The 16,775-nt window shown below is 69.0% G+C and carries 21 protein-coding genes; 9 read left to right on the top strand and 12 right to left on the bottom strand.

Annotation, left to right across the window (positions count from 1 at the left end):
- Positions 1-17 precede the first annotated feature (17 nt).
- The 3 genes from AB0I34_RS26190 to AB0I34_RS26200 all read right to left on the bottom strand — a co-directional run bounded on the left by AB0I34_RS26190 (position 18) and on the right by AB0I34_RS26200 (position 2,275).
- Positions 18-1,106, bottom strand: a complete 1,089-nt coding sequence (locus AB0I34_RS26190; protein ID WP_360449675.1) for a lysophospholipid acyltransferase family protein — start codon at positions 1,104-1,106, stop codon at positions 18-20.
- Entirely contained in the window at positions 1,099-2,106 is a 1,008-nt protein-coding gene (locus AB0I34_RS26195) for an NAD-dependent epimerase/dehydratase family protein (RefSeq protein ID WP_360449678.1), read from the bottom strand. The genes AB0I34_RS26190 and AB0I34_RS26195 overlap by 8 nt, the downstream gene beginning before the upstream one ends.
- Positions 2,107-2,173: 67 nt before the next feature.
- On the bottom strand, positions 2,174-2,275 hold the full coding sequence (locus AB0I34_RS26200; RefSeq protein WP_008356322.1) for an AURKAIP1/COX24 domain-containing protein: 102 nt from the start codon (positions 2,273-2,275) through the stop codon (positions 2,174-2,176).
- Between the two features lie 111 nt (positions 2,276-2,386).
- Between AB0I34_RS26200 and AB0I34_RS26205 the strand changes: the two genes are divergently transcribed.
- Together AB0I34_RS26205 and AB0I34_RS26210 are read left to right on the top strand one after the other, a co-directional pair.
- Positions 2,387-3,058: a class I SAM-dependent methyltransferase gene (locus tag AB0I34_RS26205; RefSeq protein ID WP_360449680.1), complete on the top strand. Its 672-nt coding sequence runs from the start codon at positions 2,387-2,389 to the stop codon at positions 3,056-3,058.
- Positions 3,059-3,095: 37 nt separating this feature from the next.
- A complete protein-coding gene (locus AB0I34_RS26210) occupies positions 3,096-3,578 on the top strand; it encodes a GNAT family N-acetyltransferase (protein ID WP_360449683.1) in 483 nt (160 codons plus the stop codon).
- On the opposite strand, the gene AB0I34_RS26215 is transcribed toward AB0I34_RS26210, so the two are convergent.
- Positions 3,575-3,745 (bottom strand): hypothetical protein, encoded by a 171-nt coding sequence (locus AB0I34_RS26215; protein WP_360449686.1) that lies wholly within the window; start codon positions 3,743-3,745, stop codon positions 3,575-3,577. The genes AB0I34_RS26210 and AB0I34_RS26215 overlap by 4 nt on opposite strands.
- Positions 3,746-3,839: 94 nt before the next feature.
- A complete protein-coding gene (locus AB0I34_RS26220) occupies positions 3,840-4,694 on the bottom strand; it encodes an LLM class flavin-dependent oxidoreductase (protein WP_360449688.1) in 855 nt (284 codons plus the stop codon).
- Positions 4,695-4,793: 99 nt separating this feature from the next.
- Between AB0I34_RS26220 and AB0I34_RS26225 the strand changes: the two genes are divergently transcribed.
- The gene (locus AB0I34_RS26225; protein ID WP_360449690.1) at positions 4,794-5,411 is read left to right on the top strand and encodes a TetR family transcriptional regulator; all 618 of its coding nucleotides are present in this window, start codon (positions 4,794-4,796) and stop codon (positions 5,409-5,411) included.
- Between the two features lie 37 nt (positions 5,412-5,448).
- Here AB0I34_RS26225 and AB0I34_RS26230 read toward each other — a convergent pair whose 3' ends face one another.
- Positions 5,449-7,335, bottom strand: a complete 1,887-nt coding sequence (locus tag AB0I34_RS26230; RefSeq protein WP_360449692.1) for a BTAD domain-containing putative transcriptional regulator — start codon at positions 7,333-7,335, stop codon at positions 5,449-5,451.
- A gap of 30 nt (positions 7,336-7,365) precedes the next feature.
- Between AB0I34_RS26230 and AB0I34_RS26235 the strand changes: the two genes are divergently transcribed.
- Positions 7,366-8,226 (top strand): alpha/beta hydrolase, encoded by an 861-nt coding sequence (locus AB0I34_RS26235; RefSeq protein WP_360449695.1) that lies wholly within the window; start codon positions 7,366-7,368, stop codon positions 8,224-8,226.
- Between the two features lie 75 nt (positions 8,227-8,301).
- On the opposite strand, the gene AB0I34_RS26240 is transcribed toward AB0I34_RS26235, so the two are convergent.
- The 3 genes from AB0I34_RS26240 to AB0I34_RS26250 form a co-directional block, all read right to left on the bottom strand.
- Positions 8,302-8,517: a helix-turn-helix domain-containing protein gene (locus tag AB0I34_RS26240; protein WP_012923942.1), complete on the bottom strand. Its 216-nt coding sequence runs from the start codon at positions 8,515-8,517 to the stop codon at positions 8,302-8,304.
- Between the two features lie 121 nt (positions 8,518-8,638).
- Complete coding sequence (locus tag AB0I34_RS26245; protein ID WP_360449698.1) at positions 8,639-9,814, bottom strand: acetoin utilization protein AcuC; 1,176 nt, start codon at positions 9,812-9,814, stop codon at positions 8,639-8,641.
- Positions 9,815-9,831: 17 nt separating this feature from the next.
- Positions 9,832-10,149 carry a hypothetical protein gene (locus tag AB0I34_RS26250; protein WP_360449700.1) on the bottom strand — a complete coding sequence of 106 codons (318 nt, stop codon included), beginning with the start codon at positions 10,147-10,149 and terminating at the stop codon, positions 9,832-9,834.
- Between the two features lie 76 nt (positions 10,150-10,225).
- Here AB0I34_RS26250 and AB0I34_RS26255 point away from each other — a divergent pair, with 76 nt between their 5' ends.
- The 4 genes from AB0I34_RS26255 (at position 10,226) to AB0I34_RS26270 (ending at position 13,608) form a co-directional block, all read left to right on the top strand.
- Positions 10,226-10,774, top strand: coding sequence for a TetR family transcriptional regulator (locus AB0I34_RS26255; protein ID WP_360449703.1), 549 nt, complete (start codon positions 10,226-10,228; stop codon positions 10,772-10,774).
- A gap of 274 nt (positions 10,775-11,048) precedes the next feature.
- A complete protein-coding gene (locus AB0I34_RS26260) occupies positions 11,049-11,735 on the top strand; it encodes a hypothetical protein (RefSeq protein ID WP_360449705.1) in 687 nt (228 codons plus the stop codon).
- 164 nt (positions 11,736-11,899) lie between these two features.
- On the top strand, positions 11,900-12,868 hold the full coding sequence (gene trpS, locus AB0I34_RS26265; RefSeq protein WP_360449707.1) for a tryptophan--tRNA ligase: 969 nt from the start codon (positions 11,900-11,902) through the stop codon (positions 12,866-12,868).
- On the top strand, positions 12,865-13,608 hold the full coding sequence (locus AB0I34_RS26270) for an endonuclease/exonuclease/phosphatase family protein (RefSeq protein ID WP_360449710.1): 744 nt from the start codon (positions 12,865-12,867) through the stop codon (positions 13,606-13,608). Before trpS ends, AB0I34_RS26270 begins: the two co-directional genes overlap by 4 nt.
- A 612-nt stretch (positions 13,609-14,220) precedes the next feature.
- Here AB0I34_RS26270 and AB0I34_RS26275 read toward each other — a convergent pair.
- Positions 14,221-15,123 carry a TIGR03560 family F420-dependent LLM class oxidoreductase gene (locus tag AB0I34_RS26275; protein WP_360449713.1) on the bottom strand — a complete coding sequence of 301 codons (903 nt, stop codon included), beginning with the start codon at positions 15,121-15,123 and terminating at the stop codon, positions 14,221-14,223.
- 24 nt (positions 15,124-15,147) lie between these two features.
- The gene (locus AB0I34_RS26280) at positions 15,148-15,504 is read right to left on the bottom strand and encodes a helix-turn-helix domain-containing protein (RefSeq protein WP_131360109.1); all 357 of its coding nucleotides are present in this window, start codon (positions 15,502-15,504) and stop codon (positions 15,148-15,150) included.
- A 51-nt stretch (positions 15,505-15,555) separates the two neighbouring features.
- Between AB0I34_RS26280 and AB0I34_RS26285 the strand changes: the two genes are divergently transcribed.
- Positions 15,556-15,990, top strand: a complete 435-nt coding sequence (locus AB0I34_RS26285) for a TIGR03618 family F420-dependent PPOX class oxidoreductase (RefSeq protein ID WP_360449716.1) — start codon at positions 15,556-15,558, stop codon at positions 15,988-15,990.
- A 171-nt stretch (positions 15,991-16,161) separates the two neighbouring features.
- Here the strand turns inward: AB0I34_RS26285 and AB0I34_RS26290 are convergent, their stop codons facing one another.
- Complete coding sequence (locus AB0I34_RS26290) at positions 16,162-16,740, bottom strand: hypothetical protein (RefSeq protein ID WP_360449719.1); 579 nt, start codon at positions 16,738-16,740, stop codon at positions 16,162-16,164.
- Between the last annotated feature and the right edge of the window lie 35 nt (positions 16,741-16,775).

The raw sequence follows: 16,775 nt of genomic DNA on the forward strand, positions 1-16,775 counted from the left end.
GGTGTAGGGGCTGTCTGTCAGAAGAAGACTGAGCGGCGTCGCATCAGGAGGGTGTAGAGGGTCTGCTGGATGGTTTCGCGGACCTGGTCGGTGACGTTGAAGACGAGCATCGGGTCGTCGGCAGCGCCGTCGGGGAAGTCGTCGGTGCGGATCGGCTCGCCGAACTCGATCAGCCACTTGGACGGGAGTGGGATCAGCCCCAGCGGTCCGAGCAGCGGGAAGAACGGCGTGATCGGGATGTACGGAACGCCGAGCAACCGCGCCAGCGACGCGATGTTGCCGACCAGTGGGTAGATCTCCTCGGCGCCGACGATCGAGCACGGAATGATCGGTACGCCGGTCCGCATCGCGGCGCTGACGAACCCACCCCGCCCGAAGCGCTGGAGTTTGTACCGCTCGGAGAACGGCTTGCCGAGACCCTTGAAACCCTCCGGCCAGACACCGACCAGATTGCCCTGCCGCAGCAGCCGCTCGGCGTCGTCGTTGCTCGCCAGCGTGGCCCCGCCCTTGCGGGCCAACTCCCCGACGAACGGCGTCTGGAACACGAGATCCGCCGCAAGCGTGCGCAGCGGCCGGTTCGTGTGATCCGCGACGACCACCTGGGTGACCAACCCGTCGAGCGGCATCGTGCCGGAGTGGTTCGCGACCACCAGGGCGCTGCCGGTGTCCGGGATGTTCTCGATCCCCCGCACCTCGACCCGGAACCACTTCTCCACCATCGGCCGCAGCATCGGCAGCAGGACCTGGTCGGTCAGGTCGGAGTCGTACCCGAACTCGTCGAGCTCGTACTCCCCGCTCACCCGCCGCCGCAGGAACGCGAGCCACTCCGCGACCCGCCGCTCCCCGTCCTCGCCGAACAGCTCGTGCACGACCCGCTCGAGTCCCGCGAAGTCCAGCGGTGCTGCCTCGACGACCGGCTCCTGCGGTCGCGGTCCGGCCTCGACCGGCTCCGCCACGGGCGGCTCCACCGACCGCTTGCCCTTCTTCTTCAACCGCGTTCCCGGCCCCGCGAGTGCGCGAGCAGCCGCGGACGGCGTCGTACGGCGTCCTGATCCGCGGCCCGGACGCCCGCCGGCACCGATCGGGATCACTTCGGCGTCAACCACGCAACGCTCCCAGTCCGGCCGTCAGCAGCGACGCCGCGCGGGCGACCGCGCCGGGGCCGAGCGAGTCCCGGAAGTCGTCGAAGGCGGCCGCGGTCGTGTACTTCGGCTCGAAGCCGAACTCGGACCGCATCCGGGTGGTGTCCACCGCGCGGCCGTAGGTCAGGAAGGTGATCTGGTCCGGCGAGAAGTCCGCGAGCCGGGCCCGGCGTACGGCGGCCGCCGTGCCGGACGCGGTGAAGGACGGCAGCCGGAGCGCGGGACGGCCGAGTTTGCGGATCGCCTGGGACAGCGACAGCACTCCGTCGCCGGCCAGGTTGAAGGTCCCGGGCAGGTCGTTCACGGTGGCGTGGTGGATCGCCTCGACGCCGTCGTCCTCGTGCAGGAACTGCAGGCGGGCGTCGTACCCGAAGACGGTCGGTACGACGGGCATCGCGAAGTACCGGGTGATCGGGGAGTCGGTCCTGGGACCGATCCAGTTCGCCATCCGGAGCGTGGAGACGCGGACGTCGGGGCGGCGCCGGGCGAAGCCGCGCACGTACCCCTCGACCTCGACCGCGTCCTTGCTCAGCCCGGTCTGGTGGATCGCCCGCGGCGCCATCTCCTCGGTGAACATGGCCGGATCCCGCGGACCGGCGCCGTACACCGTGGTCGACGACTTCACCACCAGCTTGGCCACGCCGGGCGCCTTCTGGCAGGCGGCGAGCAGCTGCATGGTGCCGATGACGTTGATCTCCTTCATCGACGAGCGGCCGCCGGCGCTGCCGGGGGTGGCCACGACGCCGGTGTGGACGACCGTGTCGACGCCCTCGGCGGCGATCACCTTCGCGATCACAGGGTTGCGGATGTCGGCCCGGACGAACCGGACCCGGCCCAGCTCGGCCCGTGGCGGCACCACGTCGACGCCGAGCACCGTGCCGATCGACGGATCGTCGGCCAGTCTGCGGGCACAGCGAGCACCGGCGTCCCGGGAGACGCCGGTCACCATTACTACCTGTGCCACGAGAAACCCCCAGCCAGACAGCAACCCCACAAGTGGTCGCGCCGGCCCCCGGCGCGGCGGGAACTGCTTACTTGCCGAGCTTGCGGCGCTGCACCCGCGTCTTCTTCAGCAGCTTGCGGTGCTTCTTCTTCGCCATACGCTTACGGCGCTTCTTGATAACAGAACCCACAGTGGACCATCCAAACTCAAAGAGAACGTCGGCAAAGCTTACCCGCAGGTCAGGCGGTGAACCTAAAGCAGGCTGCTTCGCTAGGCTGGGCGGTGACCTGGGGAGGCGCCGATGGCAAGCAGTACGACGGCCCGGTACGACGGTCTCGCCGACTGGTACGACGCGAAATACGTGGCCGGAGCGGAACCACATCAGCCGGGTCTGCTCGAGCTCCTCGGGCCTGGATCCGGTCCCTGCCTGGACATCGGGTGTGGCACCGGGCGCAACTTCGAGACCATTCGGGCGAGTGGGCGCAATGTGGTCGGGGTGGACTTCTCCGCCGACCAGTTGCGGCTGGCACGGAGCCGGACCGACGGTCCGCTGATGGTCGCGGACGCCGCCACCCTCCCGTTCGCCGACGAGTCCTTCGACACCGCGATGGTGATGTGGATCTCCACGGACGTGGATGACTTCGCCCAGGTCGTGCGTGAGGCCACGCGGGTGCTCCGGCCGGACGGGGTGCTCGTCGTGTACGGCGTACATCCGTGCTTCAACGGCCCGCACGTCGTCTGGAACGAGGACGGCAGCCGCCTCATCCACCCCTCCTACCGCCGGCCGGGCTGGCACGAGGAGTCGCCGTACTGGGGCGACGGGATCCGGCGGCACGTCGGCATGCACCACCTCATGCTCGCCGACTACCTGAACGCCTTCCTCACCACCGGCTTGACCCTCGAACGCTTCGAGGAACCGGACACAAGAGGCGTCCCCCACTCCCTCGCCGCCCGCGCCCGCCGCTCCACCTGAGCACAGGCTGTCGGTGCCGGCTGGTTGACTGGTCGGCATGGTGACGCTGGATTCGTGGAGTGAGCAGGACTTCGCCCTGCTCGAGGGCTGCAACACGCCCGAGATGACCGCTCACTTGGGCGGCCCAGAGACCCCGGCCAAGCTGCGCGAGAGGCAGCAGCGGTACGTCGAGAACACCTTCACGGGTCAAATGTTCGTGATCGTCACCGACGCCGGCGACCGGGCCGGCTTGGTCGGCTACTGGGAGCACACCGAGGCAGCCGAGACGGTCTGGGAGACCGGCTGGGCGATCCTGCCGGAGTTCCAGGGGCGTGGGCTGGCGACCGCCGCGGTAGCCGAGGTGGCGAAGGTCGCCGCTGCGGCGGCGAAGCACAGCACGCTGCACGCTTACCCCGGCGTGACGAACGCCGCTTCCAACGCGCTGTGCCGCAGGGCCGGCTTCGTCCTGCTCGGCGATCGCGACTTCGAGTATCCCAAGGGCCACTGGATGCGTTGCAACGACTGGTCCCTCGACCTCTAGGCGGCTTTGCGGGTCGGGAGCTGGACGGGTTCGGTGAGAACGACCAGGTGTGGGGTGGCGGTCTGGTTGGTGGTCGAGGCGTAGGCGGCGGGAGTGAAGGCGACGGCGGCGAGGCCGAGGGTGATGATGGTGCCTGTGGCAACGGTCTTGACGATCTTGAGCTGCATCGTGGGCTCCTGGAGGTCATGGATTCGGCAGTGATTCCATCCTCAGGGCCGGTACTGCGATCGTTCTGGGAGGAAGCTGGGAGCTTCCTGGGAGTCACAGCCCCGCGACCTCCGGCACCGCGGCGGTGAGGATCCCGACCGACTCCGGCGTCCAGGGTCCGGTACGGATCACGATCGCGTGATCGATACCCCATGATGCTTGCTCGCGGCAACGTTCAACGAAGGTGCCGACGGTGTCGTCCGGGGTGAGCCGGGTCGACAGGGTCTTCGCGATCTCGTCGTACCCGCGGCCGAGTTCGTCGCAGTGCGCGCGGAGTACGTCGAGCTTGTGGCGCACCGTCGTACCTGCGTCGGGCAGGTCGAAGAGGTTGCAGGCGTCGGCCCGCCGCGCCACCATCCGCAGCGTCTTCTGCTCGCCCGTCCCACCGATCAGCACCGGCGGACGCCGTTCCGGCCGCGGGCTGCAGATCGGTCCCTCGAGCTGGAAATGCTTGCCCTGGTACGGCGAACTGTCGCCGGCGAACATGCGGTCCGCGATGTCCAGCAACTCCTCGAGTTGCTCGAACCGATCCTTGGTAGGTCCGAGCGGGATCCCCATCGCCTTCGCCTCATCACCTTCCCACCCGATCCCGACCCCGAACCACGCCCGCCCACGGGTGAGCGCGTCCAGCGTGGCGATCGCCTTCACCTGCACGGCGGGCGGCCGGAACGGCACCGGCGACACGAGCATCCCGAGCCGCGCCCGGCTGGTCGTCGCGGCCAGGAACCCGAGCATCGTGATCGCCTCGTACAACTCGGCCTGCGGATGACTCGTCGGGTCCGCCTGGAACAGATGATCCGGCACCCAGATCGTGTCCAGCCCACCCTCGTCCGCGATCGACGCGATCCGCCGCAGCCCGTCCACGCCATCCGCCCAGGCGTGATCCGTCACCGTCACACTGACCTTCACTCGCCCACCTCCGCAATCCCGGCCGCCGACATGTCGTGCCTCCGAATTCTTAGGGTGACCCTATATTTACGGTCACTCTAGAACCACTACCCTGACCGTGTGAAGGACGCGGACGGACTGCGGGCGCGGAAGAAGCGGGAGACGCGGGAGCGGATCGCGGCGGCGGCGCGCGAGTTGTTCGTCGCGCACGGGTTCGACGCGGTCACCGTGGTCGACGTGGCCCGGGCGGCCCAGGTGTCCGAGGCAACTGTCTTCAACTACTTCCCGACCAAGGACGATCTGTTCTTCGGCGGCGGACTGGAACAGTTCCAGGCGGCGACGCTGGCCGCGGTCGGCGACCGCCCGGCCGGAGAGTCGGCGATCGGCGCGTTCCGCCGGTTCACGATCGCGAACGTCGCGCACGCCGGCGACCCGGGCGCGGTCGACCTGATCACCACCGCCGCCCGGGTCGTGGCCGGCAGCCCGTCGCTGCAGGCCCGCGAGCGCGAGATCGTCGCCGCCACCACCGACGCCCTCGCCACCCTGCTGCGCTCGGAGGGAACGGGACGGATGGAGTCGTGGGCGATTGCCAACGCGTTGGTCGGAGTCCAGCGATCGATCGTCACCGAGGTCCGGGCCGAGGTACTGGCCGGACGCCACGGCCCGCAACTCGTCGCCCGTGTCCAGCACGGCGCCGACATCCTCCTCGCCCGACTCGAGTCCGCCTTCAACCGTTGACGAGTAGCCTGCCAACATGGCCTACGTGGTGTGGACACTAGAGGTAGCTCGCAACGGGTCCGAGGGTTAGTAGGCCGGACCCGGCTCCTGCTTGTTCTGCTGCGGCCGGAGCCAGAGCGGCTCGGGCACGTGCCAGCGGTTGCTGGTGATTGAGCGTCTTCGCCGCTGCGGCAACGAGGCTCCAGTGGGCTTCCAGGAGTAGGCCAGGTGGTGGGTCGGGTATGTGGTCGAGCGCCTCGGCTGCTTCGGCGGGGTGGTTCTGCGACAGCAGCACGAGCGGACGGACCCACCGCCTGTGGGGACCATGGTCGGCTTCGAGGACCGGCTGGTCGTGCCGGATGGCGTAGCAGGCCAGGGCTAGTGGGAGGAGCCCGGACCTCAAGCCGGGCATGGACGAGTTGTCGAGGGGGGCGCCGGCCTGGCGGTAGGCATCGGGAGTGTCTTCGCGGAGGGCGGAGTACCACCGAGTGAAGACGGCGACCAGCGGCAACTCGTGCCGGGCGGCCAACTCTTCAGCAGCTTCGGCATGGTGGTCGGCGGCCGCATAGTCCGCCACAGCGCACGACGACTGCAGCCGGATGAGATGGCCCAGAACCTCATAGGTAAAGAGGCCATGGCGTCGGGACAGCTCAACCAACTCAGCACCGATCGCATCGCGGTCGCGGGAGAGGCCAGCGCGATAGCACGTCTGCAGGAAGACGCCGTTCAGCGCAAACGCCAGCAAAACAGGATCATCCAGGCCTCGCGCGATCGACTCAGCCTCGAGCGCCGCCTCCCGCACCCACGGATCCAGCGAACCACGCGACTCGAGCGCAATCGTCGTCAGCAACCGCGCCCGCACCCCCGGATGCTCCTGCGTAGGCAACACCCGCTCCGCCGCCGCCACAATCGCCGCGGCATGGGACTCATCGTCCGACCGCGTCCAGATCGCCGGTACGTCGTACGCCCCGATGACTCGCGCGGTGAGATCGGCATCGCCCAGCTCCTCAGCCGCTGCAATCGCCGCGAGACGGTGCCGGCGGGCAGCCTCGAGACCGCTGCCACCGGTGACGGCGAGATTCCGGAGCAGTCCCACTGTCGACTCCAGCCGAGCCCGAGTGCCCCCAACCGCCCGGTCGTACGCCGCAGCAGCCTCGGCCCAGACATGTCCGGCCGACGCCGGCTCCAGATGCGCGGCCTGGTTGAGGATGTCGGTCTCCAACCCATCGAGCGCCGGGCCGGGATCCACCCCGAGCTGACCGACCAGCATCGCCCGAGCCCGACGCAGTACGGCGAGAGCGTCGCCCTGCCGACCAGTCCGGTACAGAGCCAGCGCAAGCAACCGCCACGCGTCCTCACGCCACGGATGCTCGGTCACATGCGCATCCAGCTCAGGCACAGCCTCAGCAGCAAGCCCCAGCGCCAGCCGCGCCTCCCCCAACCGCTCCACCGCCCGCAGCCGCAACTCCGTCAACCGCGACCGTTCGCCCTGAGCCCATCCCTCGTCTGCAAACTCGGCGTACGCCGGACCGCGCCACAGCTCCAGCGCCTTCGTCAGCTCCGGCACCAACTCCCCCGCCGGCAACGCCGCACCGACAGCCGCTTCGAACCGCCACGCGTCAACAGCATCCGTCCGCAACGCATAGCCCGGACCATCGGTCACCAGCAGCCGACCCGGCGACCGCGGCGCCCGCTCTGGTTCCAACGCCCGCCGCAACGCCGCGACGAACGTCCGCACCGCGCTCAATGCACCCTCCGGCGGATCCACCCACAGGTCGTCCACCAGGACAGTCGCCGGTACGACGCGTCCGCGCGCAACGATCAACCGCGCCAGCACGGCCCGATGCCGCGGCCCCTTCAGATCCACCGGCCGCCCGGAATCATCCCAGGCCACCACCGGCCCGAGCACCCCGAAGTCCACCCGGCCACCGTAGCGCTCATCCACTGCTCATCCGCGCGCGCGATCCTGGCCGGCATGAAGATCAACGGCTTCGACTACCACCGCATCTCCGGCACCGGTGACGTGAAACTCACCGTCGCCGTCGGCGGTTCCGGTACGCCGATCGTCCTCCTGCACGGCTTCCCGCAGACCCATCTGATGTGGCGGCACGTCGCCACCGACCTGGCCGCCGACCACACCGTCATCTGTCCCGATCTCCGCGGCTACGGCGAGAGCGACAAGCCGGCCGACGGCTACGCGAAACGAGTGATGGCCGCGGACATCGTGGCCGTGGCGCGGAACCTCGGACACAGTCAGTTCGCCCTGGCCGGGCACGACCGCGGCGCTCTGGTCGCGTTCCGCGCCGGCCTCGACCACCCGGACACGATCACCCAGCTGATGTGCCTGGACGTGCTGCCCACCCTCGACATGTGGGACGTGATGCGTGGAACGAGCGCCGCCGTCGGCTTCCACCTCTACCTGATGGCGCAGCCACCCGGACTACCTGAGGAGCTGATCGCGGCCCGCCCGGACGCGTTCTTCGGCCACTTCCTCGACCTGTGGACGAACAATCCCGCCGCGATCCCGCCCGATGTCCGCGCCACCTATCTGGACGCGTGCCGGGCCGCGGTGCCGTCGATCGTCGCGGACTACCGCGCCTCGGCAGCGGTCGACGTCACCCACGACCAGGAAGACCTTGCCCAGGGCAACAAGCTGCGAATGCCGGTCACGGTGATCCAGCAGGACTGGGGAGCCGCCCTCGGCTTCGACGCCGCGGCGCTCTGGCAAGCCTGGGCTCCCGACCTTCACCACCAGACCACGACCGCAGGTCACTTCATGGCCGAGGAGTCGCCCGCAGAGATCACCACGGCGATCAGATCTCTGCTCAAGCGGTGAGACAGGCAGTCGACGTGTCCCGGACATAGCGAAGCGGCCGGTCCCGAGGGATCCGGCCGCTTGCTCTTCTCGTGGTTATCCGGCCTGGAAGAAGGCGCCCTTGAGGTAGTCGTGCACGGCATCCTCGGACACCCGGAACGAACGACCCACCCGCACCGCGGGCAGCTCACCGGAGTGCACCAGGCGGTACACCGTCATCTTGGACACGCGCATGGCCGTGGCGACCTCCGCCACGGTCAGGAACTTCACCTCGGCGAGCGGCTGCTCACCACCGGACTTCTTTGATGCCATTGCGCACCGCACTTCCAGCACGGATCGTGCGCCGGCTTCCCCTCCGGCACCTCCGTCCGTGCATGCAACGAGCGTAGTGGCTGTTGGTACGAATGGGAAAGAGGGGGACTCGTGTGACGATCTAGTAGGTGGGGTCGAGGCCCAGGAGCGGAAAGCTGGCGTCGCGGGTCGCCTTGATCGATCGGTCCAGCCAGGTGTCCGGGTTGTAACCGGTCGACCAGTCCGTGTACGACGCGTCCTGGCCGTCGGTCATCCGCATCGGCGCGACCCGCTGGAACCGGATCCGGACCTCTTCGCGCCACGTCTCGGGCACCGGGGTCTGCGGGTCGATCGGGTTCCCCGCGACGATCGCCAGCAGGTGAGTCCAGGCCCGCGGTACGACGTCGATGATCGCGTACCCACCGCCACCGGTGGCGATCCACTTCCCGTCCGTGAGTTCGTGCGCCAGGTCGTGCAACGCCAGGTACGCCGCGCGCTGCCCGTCGACCGTCTTCGTCAAGTGAGCCAGGGGATCCTCGACATGCGAGTCACACCCGTGCTGGGTCACCAGGACCTGCGGCCGGAAGGCCTTCACCACGTCCGGAACGATCGCGTGGAACGCCCGCAGCCAGCCGGCGTCCCCGGTCCCGGGCGGCAACGGGATGTTGACCGCAGTACCTTCCGCGTCAGGCCCACCGGTCTCCCCGGCGCTGCCGGTGCCCGGGAAGAGCGTGGTCGGCGACTCGTGCAGACTCACAGTCAGCACTCGCGGATCGTTGTAGAACACCTCTTGTACGCCGTCTCCGTGGTGCACGTCGACGTCGACGTACGCGACCCTCTCGGCACCGTGATCGAGCAGCCACTGGATGGCGACGGCCGGATCGTTGTAGACGCAGAAGCCGCTGGCCCGGTCGGGCATCGCGTGGTGCAGACCGCCGGAGATGTTCGCGGCGTGCCGCACCTCGCCCTCCCAGACGGCCCGCGCCGCCTCCACGCTCGCGCCGACGATGCGTGCGGAGACGTCGTGCATCCCCGGAAAGCAGTACGTGTCGTCAGTGCCGAGTCCGTGCTCCAGATCCGGCACGTCCGGGTGCTCCCCGGCGCGCTTGACCGCGGCGATGTAGTCGGCCGAGTGCACGGTCCGCAGCAGCGCGTCGTCAGCCGTCGGAGGCGGAACGACCTTGAGTTCGTCGAGTACGCCGAGCGCCCGCGCCAGGTGCATCGTCAACTCCACCCGGATCGGACTCATCGGATGTCCGCGCCCGAAGTCGTACGCCGTCAGCCCCTCGTCGAAGACCAGCATCGCCTCACCGCTCATGCCTCCGACCTTAGCCGTCACTTCACGGGCACTGGTTTCCCGAATCTGGCGTTCAGCCGGTAAGCACCACCACGCGCGTGGAACACGGACATCACCAGCACACCCACGACGGCTGCGCCCGCCGCCGCCAGCGGATGGTCGCCCACCTGCGCCCAGAAGGTGAGCAGCCCGGCGATGACGAACGCGCCCACGCCGCCGACCGCGTTGCGGACCGGCGAGTTGCCGGTCAGGTTCGGGTACTCCCGGGCGGTGATGCCGAGGACGAAGTGCGGGATCCCGTTCGCCCCCATCAGCCCGGCCAGGAAGCTCAGCACGATCGCCAGTGTCATGATCAAGCCCTTTCAGTCTACGTGTGTTGACTGAAATCTAGGCGGGATCGGCGACTGAGTCAACATGCGTAGACTGACTGGCGTGACAACCAGGATGGAGCAGCGACGGCGGACGGAAGAACGGATCCTGGCGGCGGCGCGGCAATTGTTCGGCGAGAACGGGTACGACCGGACCACGATCCGCGCTGTCGCCGAGGCGGCCGGGAGCGACGCCGGCCTGGTGATGCGGTACTTCGGCTCCAAGGACAAGCTGTTCGCCCAGGCCGCGACCATTCCCCCGGACGGGCCGATCACGGGTTCGCCCGAGGAGATCGCCGGAATGCTGACGGCTGCTCTGACCGCCAAGCTGGCCGACGAGCCGGCAGCCGCGCTGGCGGCGATGCGGGCGATGTTCAGTCATCCGGAAGCGGCCGCGGAGGTCCGGGCGGCAATGACAGGACAGCAACGACAGATCGCCGAGCAGTTGCCGGGTGAGGACGCCGTACTGCGCTCAGGGGTGATCGGAGCGTTGACGCTCGGGCTCGTGATCGGGCGGCATCTGGTCCGGCTGGACGGACTGGACGCGTCACCCGAGGAGCTGATGGCGGTGGCCGGGCCGATCATCGAGGAACTGGCCAACGGTTCCGGCTGAGCCGACAGCGGAAACGGGCGGGCGCGGCACCCCTCCAAGGCCGCGCTCGCCCGTCCCGTTCGTGCTCGTGCCAGGTACGTGCTTCATCGCGCAAACACTGCAAGGTGTTACAAGAATTGCAGGAACCTGCAATTCAGGCCGCGATTCGGTCACGGAGGGTTGTACTCGAGGCGGTCTAGGCCTCACTGTCCATCCCGTGAGGAACGCCATGAACTCGGCGAGACCCAATCGGCGGCAGATCTTTACGGCGGGGGCCGTGGTTGCTGTTTCGACGGTGGCTGTCTCGACTGCGACATCGACCGAAGCCGCCTTCGGCGGCCCGTACGGCTCCGGTGACCTCGGGGCCTGGCAGGCCATGAGCAAGGCGATCTCGACCGAGACCCAGATCAAACGGGTGCTCGCGACCAACGGGGTCTTCATGTTCGGCGACAGCATCGCCGTCCAGGACGGGAAGACGCTGGCGACCCGGCTGATCGGCCGCGACGGAAGCCAGCTGGCGGTGCACAACTGGTCCGGGCGGCCGACGTCCGGCGCCGTCGACGCGATGGTCCAGTGGGCGACGGCGTACGGCCTGCCGCGCCGGATCCTGATGGCGACCGGCAGCAACGACATCTTCGACCCGCCCAAGTTCGCCGCCCAGGTCGACCGGGCGATGAAGCTGGCGGGCTCGAACCGGTACGTGTACTGGGTCAACGTGCACGCCACCCGGTGGTCCAAGACCGCGGCCGTGCAGATGGCCGACCAGCGCAACTCCGCCTGGGTCAACCTGCAGTTGTCGGACGCCCAGAAGAAGTACCCGAACCTGCGGATCATCCGCTGGGCCGAGTACCTGGCCGCCAAGCCGAGCCGGATCACCTCCTACCTGCGCGACGGCGTGCACACCTCGATCACGCTCGGCCAGGACGCCCGCAACGAACTGACCGTCCAGTCCCTGGTGGCGCCGCTGCCGGCCGCCAAGTGACCGGACCGTCGATCGGTTATGCTGATGATGTGAACACGAACTTGCAACTGTGGTGGGCCGTCTAGGGCGGTCCCCAGCGTTCACACGCATCCAAGAGGCCGCCTCGCCGAGGCGGCCTTTTTGATGCCCTCGGTGAGGCATCCACGCACCGAAAGGGCATCGACATGACCACGCTTTCCGGCATCACCCCGTCCGGCCGTCTGACGCTGGGCAACCACCTCGGCGCACTGCGCCGGTTCACCGACCCCGAGGGGTTCTACTTCGTCGCGAACCTGCACGCGATGACGACCAGACACGACCCCAGACGGCTCGCCACGCTGACCCGCGAGTTCGCGACCCTGATGCTCGCGGCCGGCACCGCACCGGGCACGGTGTTCGTCCAGTCCGACGTCAACACCCACGCACAGCTCGCGTACCTGCTCGAATGCACGTCGTACGTCGGCGAGCTGTCCCGGATGATCCAGTACAAGGAGAAGGGCAAGGGCCGGCCGATGACGCGGGCCTCACTGTTCACCTATCCGTGCCTGATGGCCGCGGACATCCTGCTGTACGGCGCCGACCGGGTCCCCGTGGGCGGCGACCAGTCCCAGCACGTGGAGCTGGCTCGTGACGTGGCGATCCGGTTCAACCGCGAGTACGGCGAGACGTTCGTCGTACCGCAGCTGGCCAAGGCGGCGTACGCGACCCGGGTCAAGGATCTGGCCGACCCGACGAAGAAGATGAGCAAGTCCGAGGCCGACGACGCGGTCGGGACGATCCGGCTGCTGGACCCGCCGGACGTGATCCGGCGCCAGATCATGCGGGCCGTGACGGACTCCGGCAACGAGGTTCGCCACGACGAGGCGGCGAAACCCGGGATCACCAACCTGCTCGACATCCTGGCCGCCTGCACCGACGGCGACCCGGTGCAGCTGGCGACGGCGTACTCCTCGTACGGCGAGCTGAAGCGGGACGTCGCGGACGCGGTGCTGGCCGTGCTCGAGCCGCTGCAGAAGGAGTACGCCCGGCTGACGACCGACCCCGGCGCGATCGACGAACTGCTCGCGCAGGGCCGGGACCGGGCGCTGGAAGCGAGCCTGCCCCGGCTCCGGGCGGCGGAGCGCGCGATGGGTTTGGCAGGATCTGCTCCATGAAGATTCGCGCCGCCACCTTCAACATCCGCAACTCCTCGGCACCGGACGGCGACAACGCCTGGCCGGTCCGCAGGGATGCGACGGTGGCGGCGATCGAACACCTCGACGCGGACGTGGTCGGGCTGCAGGAAGTGCTGCCCGACCAGCTCGAGTACCTGCGCTGGCGCTTCCCGCGGTACGAGATCGTCGGCGTCGGCCGCGACGACGGGATGGACGCGGGCGAGCGTTGCACCGTCATGGTCCGGCCGGGTGACTGGCGGGTCGACAGGCACGAGACTCGCTGGCTGTCCGACGACCCGAACACGCCGGGATCCGTCGGCTGGGACGCGCAGCTGACCCGGATCGCGACGCTGGTCTGGCTGCGGCACCGCAACGGTACGACGGTCGGCGTGGCGAACGCGCACTACGACCACGCCGGCGAGGTCGCCCAACTCCAGTCCTCGCGGCTGATCGCCCGGTGGACGACCGGTGCGCTGCCGTGGATCGTGATGGGCGACCTGAACGCGACGCCGGACTCGCCGGCCTTGAAGGTGCTGACCGAGGCCGGCCTGCGGAACGCCGTACCGATCGCGACCGGTGGGAGCTGGCACGACTTCACCGGCGCGGAGGACGACGAACGGATCGACCACATCCTGGTCAGCGCCGGGTGGACCGTGGACGAGGCAGCCGTCTCCCACTACCGCCCCGGCGGACGGCTGCCCAGCGACCACTGGCCCCTCATGGCCACCCTGTCCCTCTGACCGTCCCCCGTCCCCCGCCCTCCGCCCCCGGCCTGTCTCGCCCTGCCCGATGGGCTGACCCACCAGACGGCGGGTTCACCCACCGCGTGCGACAGGCCAACCCACCGGCCCGTGGGCCAACCCACCAGAGCCGTCGCCGGGCCAACCGGCCCGTGGGCCAACCCACCAGAGCCGTCGCGGGGCCAACCCGCCCGTGGGCTGACCCACCAGAGCCGTCGCGAGGCCAACCGGCCCGTGGGCTGACCCACCAGACGGCGGGTTCACCCACCGCATGCGATAGGCCAACCCACCGGCCCGTGGGCCAACCCACCAGAGCCGTCGCGGGGCCAACCGGCCCGTGGGCTGACCCACCAGACGGCGGGTTCACCCACCGCATGCGATAGGCCAACCCACCGGCCCGTGGGCCAACCCACCAGAGCCGTCGCGGGGCCAACCGGCCCGTGGGCTGACCCACCAGACGGCGGGTTCACCCACCGCATGCGATAGGCCAACCCACCGGCCCGTGGGTCAACCCACCAGAGCCGTCCCGGGGCCAACCGGCCCGTGGGCTGACCCACCAGAGCCGTCGCGGGGCCAACCAGCCCGTGGGCCAACCCACGAGAGGTCGCGGGGTCAGATCTTGGCGAAGACTTCTTCGCGGAGGCGTTCCAGGGCGTCGAAGCGGCGGTTGCCGGTGCCGAGCATCGAGTCCGGGACGAGGACCTCGTCGATCCCGGCCGCCGGGTACTGCGCGACTGTGTCGAGCACCTCCTGGGCCGAACCCATGACCACGTGCCCGCCGCGGCTCTCCAGCCGCTCCTTGCGCTCGGCCGCCTCGGTGTCCCCCGGTACGACGACCTCCAGCATCGTCTGGGCGGAACGGCGTACCGACCGGGGATCCCGGCCGATGCGCTCGCAGTGCTCGGCGAAGACCTTCCCCTTGTGGGCGGCGAGTTCCGGGCCGCCCCAGTGGTTCCACTCGTCGGCGTACCGGGCAACGATGCCCAGGGCAACCTTCTCGCCGGCGGCGCCGATCATGATCGGCAGGTTGGCCGGCTTCGGCTCCAGCGGGGCACCGGTGAGCTGGTAGTAGGTGCCGTCGAAGGTGGTGCGATCCTGGCTGATCAGGCCCTTGATCACCTGGCAGGCCTCCTCGAACCGGGCCAGCCGCTCACGCACCGGCGGCAGCTCGATCCCGTACACCTCGTGCTCGTTCACCTGCCAGCCGGCCCCGATCCCGAGCACGAACCGGCCGTTGCTCATCTGGTCGATGGTCGCCGCCTGGTTCGCGACGACGGCGGGATGGCGGTAGGTGTTGCCGAGCACCATCGAGCCGACGCGCACCCGCTCGGTGCGGGCGGCGATGCCGGCGATCAGGGCCAGACACTCGTTGACCGGTACGGACAGGTCGTCACCGTTCTGCATGAAATGGTCGGCGATCCAGACACCGTGCCAGCCGGTCCGTTCGGCGTACTCCGCTCCGTCGAGCACTTCCTGCCAGGTCCGGTTGGCCGCGGGCCACAAAGAGAAATCCATGTCCTTAGTTTCTCTTGTGGGTGTCTAGGTTCGCTCCTGGGCGTCCAGGACTGCTTCGCCGTTCTCCTCCGCCCACAGGGTGAGCATCCGGATCGGGCCCATCAGGGTGCGGCCGAGCGGGGTGAGTTCGTACTCCACGCGGGGCGGGACGCCGCCGAAGTTCTCGCGGGTGACCAGGCCGTTCGTCTGCAGCCGGCGCAGCGTCTGGGTGAGCACCTTCTTGGAGATGCCGCCGATCAGGGTGATCAGCTCCGTGTGGCGTCGCGGGCCGTCGTTCAGGCCCCACAGGACCACCACGGCCCACTTGTCCGCGATCACCTCGACCGCGAGCCGTGCCGGGCAGTCGGCGAGAAACACGTTCCCCGGATCCAAACCGTCCACGGGCGTCAGGGTACCCAGAGGTTCCCACGGCGGTGCCTAGCGTCTCTGTCCATGAACGGTCTTCCCGAAAGCGCACACCGGCTCTTCACCGAGCCCAAGGACGCCACAGTCATCACCATCGACCCCGACGGCTCACCCCAGGCCGCGCTGGTCTGGGCCGAACGCGACGGCGACGAGGTACTGCTCGGCATCCAGCAACCCCACCGCAAGACCCGTAACCTGCACCGCGATCCCCGCGTCACCCTCGTCATCCAGGACGACCGCGTCAGCTCCCGCGGCATCACGCAGTACCTCGTCATCCGCGGCACCGCCAAGCTCGAGGGCCCCGACATCCCCGCCGACTACAAGGCCCTGATGGACCGGATGTCCCAGCGCTACCTGAACGTCGGTGAATTCCCTTTCGGCGAAGGCATCTGGCACACCGGCATGATCGCCCGTATCACCGTCGACAAGATCACCGGCGAAGGCCCCTGGGGAAAGCATTAGCAACGTCTGATGGTTGTGCGGACCGCGGACACGTTGTGGTGACCGCGGACAGCGTATTTCTTGTCCGCGGTCCCCGGATCCTGTCCGCAGGGCGGAACACGTGCCCGAGGCAACTGTTCGAGAGCTGCGGAGGGGTGAGGAGTGGGTGTGTCTGCGGCGGGAGGCGGCCGGCTAGACGAGGTGCCAGCGGAGGAGGAAGGCGCCTATGGAGAGGGTGAGGTAGGTGAGGACGAGGAGGGTGCCGATGCCGGGGCGGGGGCGGTGGTGGTGGGTGGGGGTGCCGGCGGCCTCGTGGCGGATGGCCTCCATGACGGCGCCTACCTCGGCGGTGCGGTCGCGGGGGATGCCGTTGATCTCGCTCTCGTCCTGGCCGCGGGTGAGTACGACGTTGTCGTCGCCGACCTCGATCGTGTCGACGTCCTGCCAGGCGAGGCTGCGGACCAGCATGCTGGTGCGGGCGCGCAGCGCGGTCGCGGTGAGCTCGACGCGGTAGAGGACGACGCCGCCGGCGACGCGGACCACCGACGCCCCGATGATCGTGAGCAGCCCGACCGCGAGCATGTCGCGGGCGCCCATCCACAGCCAGGAGTTCAGCGCGGGTACGACGACGAACGGCGCGACGAACAGTGCCCACGCCCACCACGGCGCCGGATCCAGCGGCACCCGCCACGGCAGGTCCGGGACCTGTGCCGCGCGCACGGGGGCAGGGCTCACCTGTTCGGGGCTCTCCTGCTCCGAACGATTACTCATGGGCGGGACCATAGTCGACTCATCCCTTGAACACG

Source organism: Kribbella sp. NPDC050281, assembly GCF_040655855.1.
GTDB lineage: Bacteria > Actinomycetota > Actinomycetes > Propionibacteriales > Kribbellaceae > Kribbella.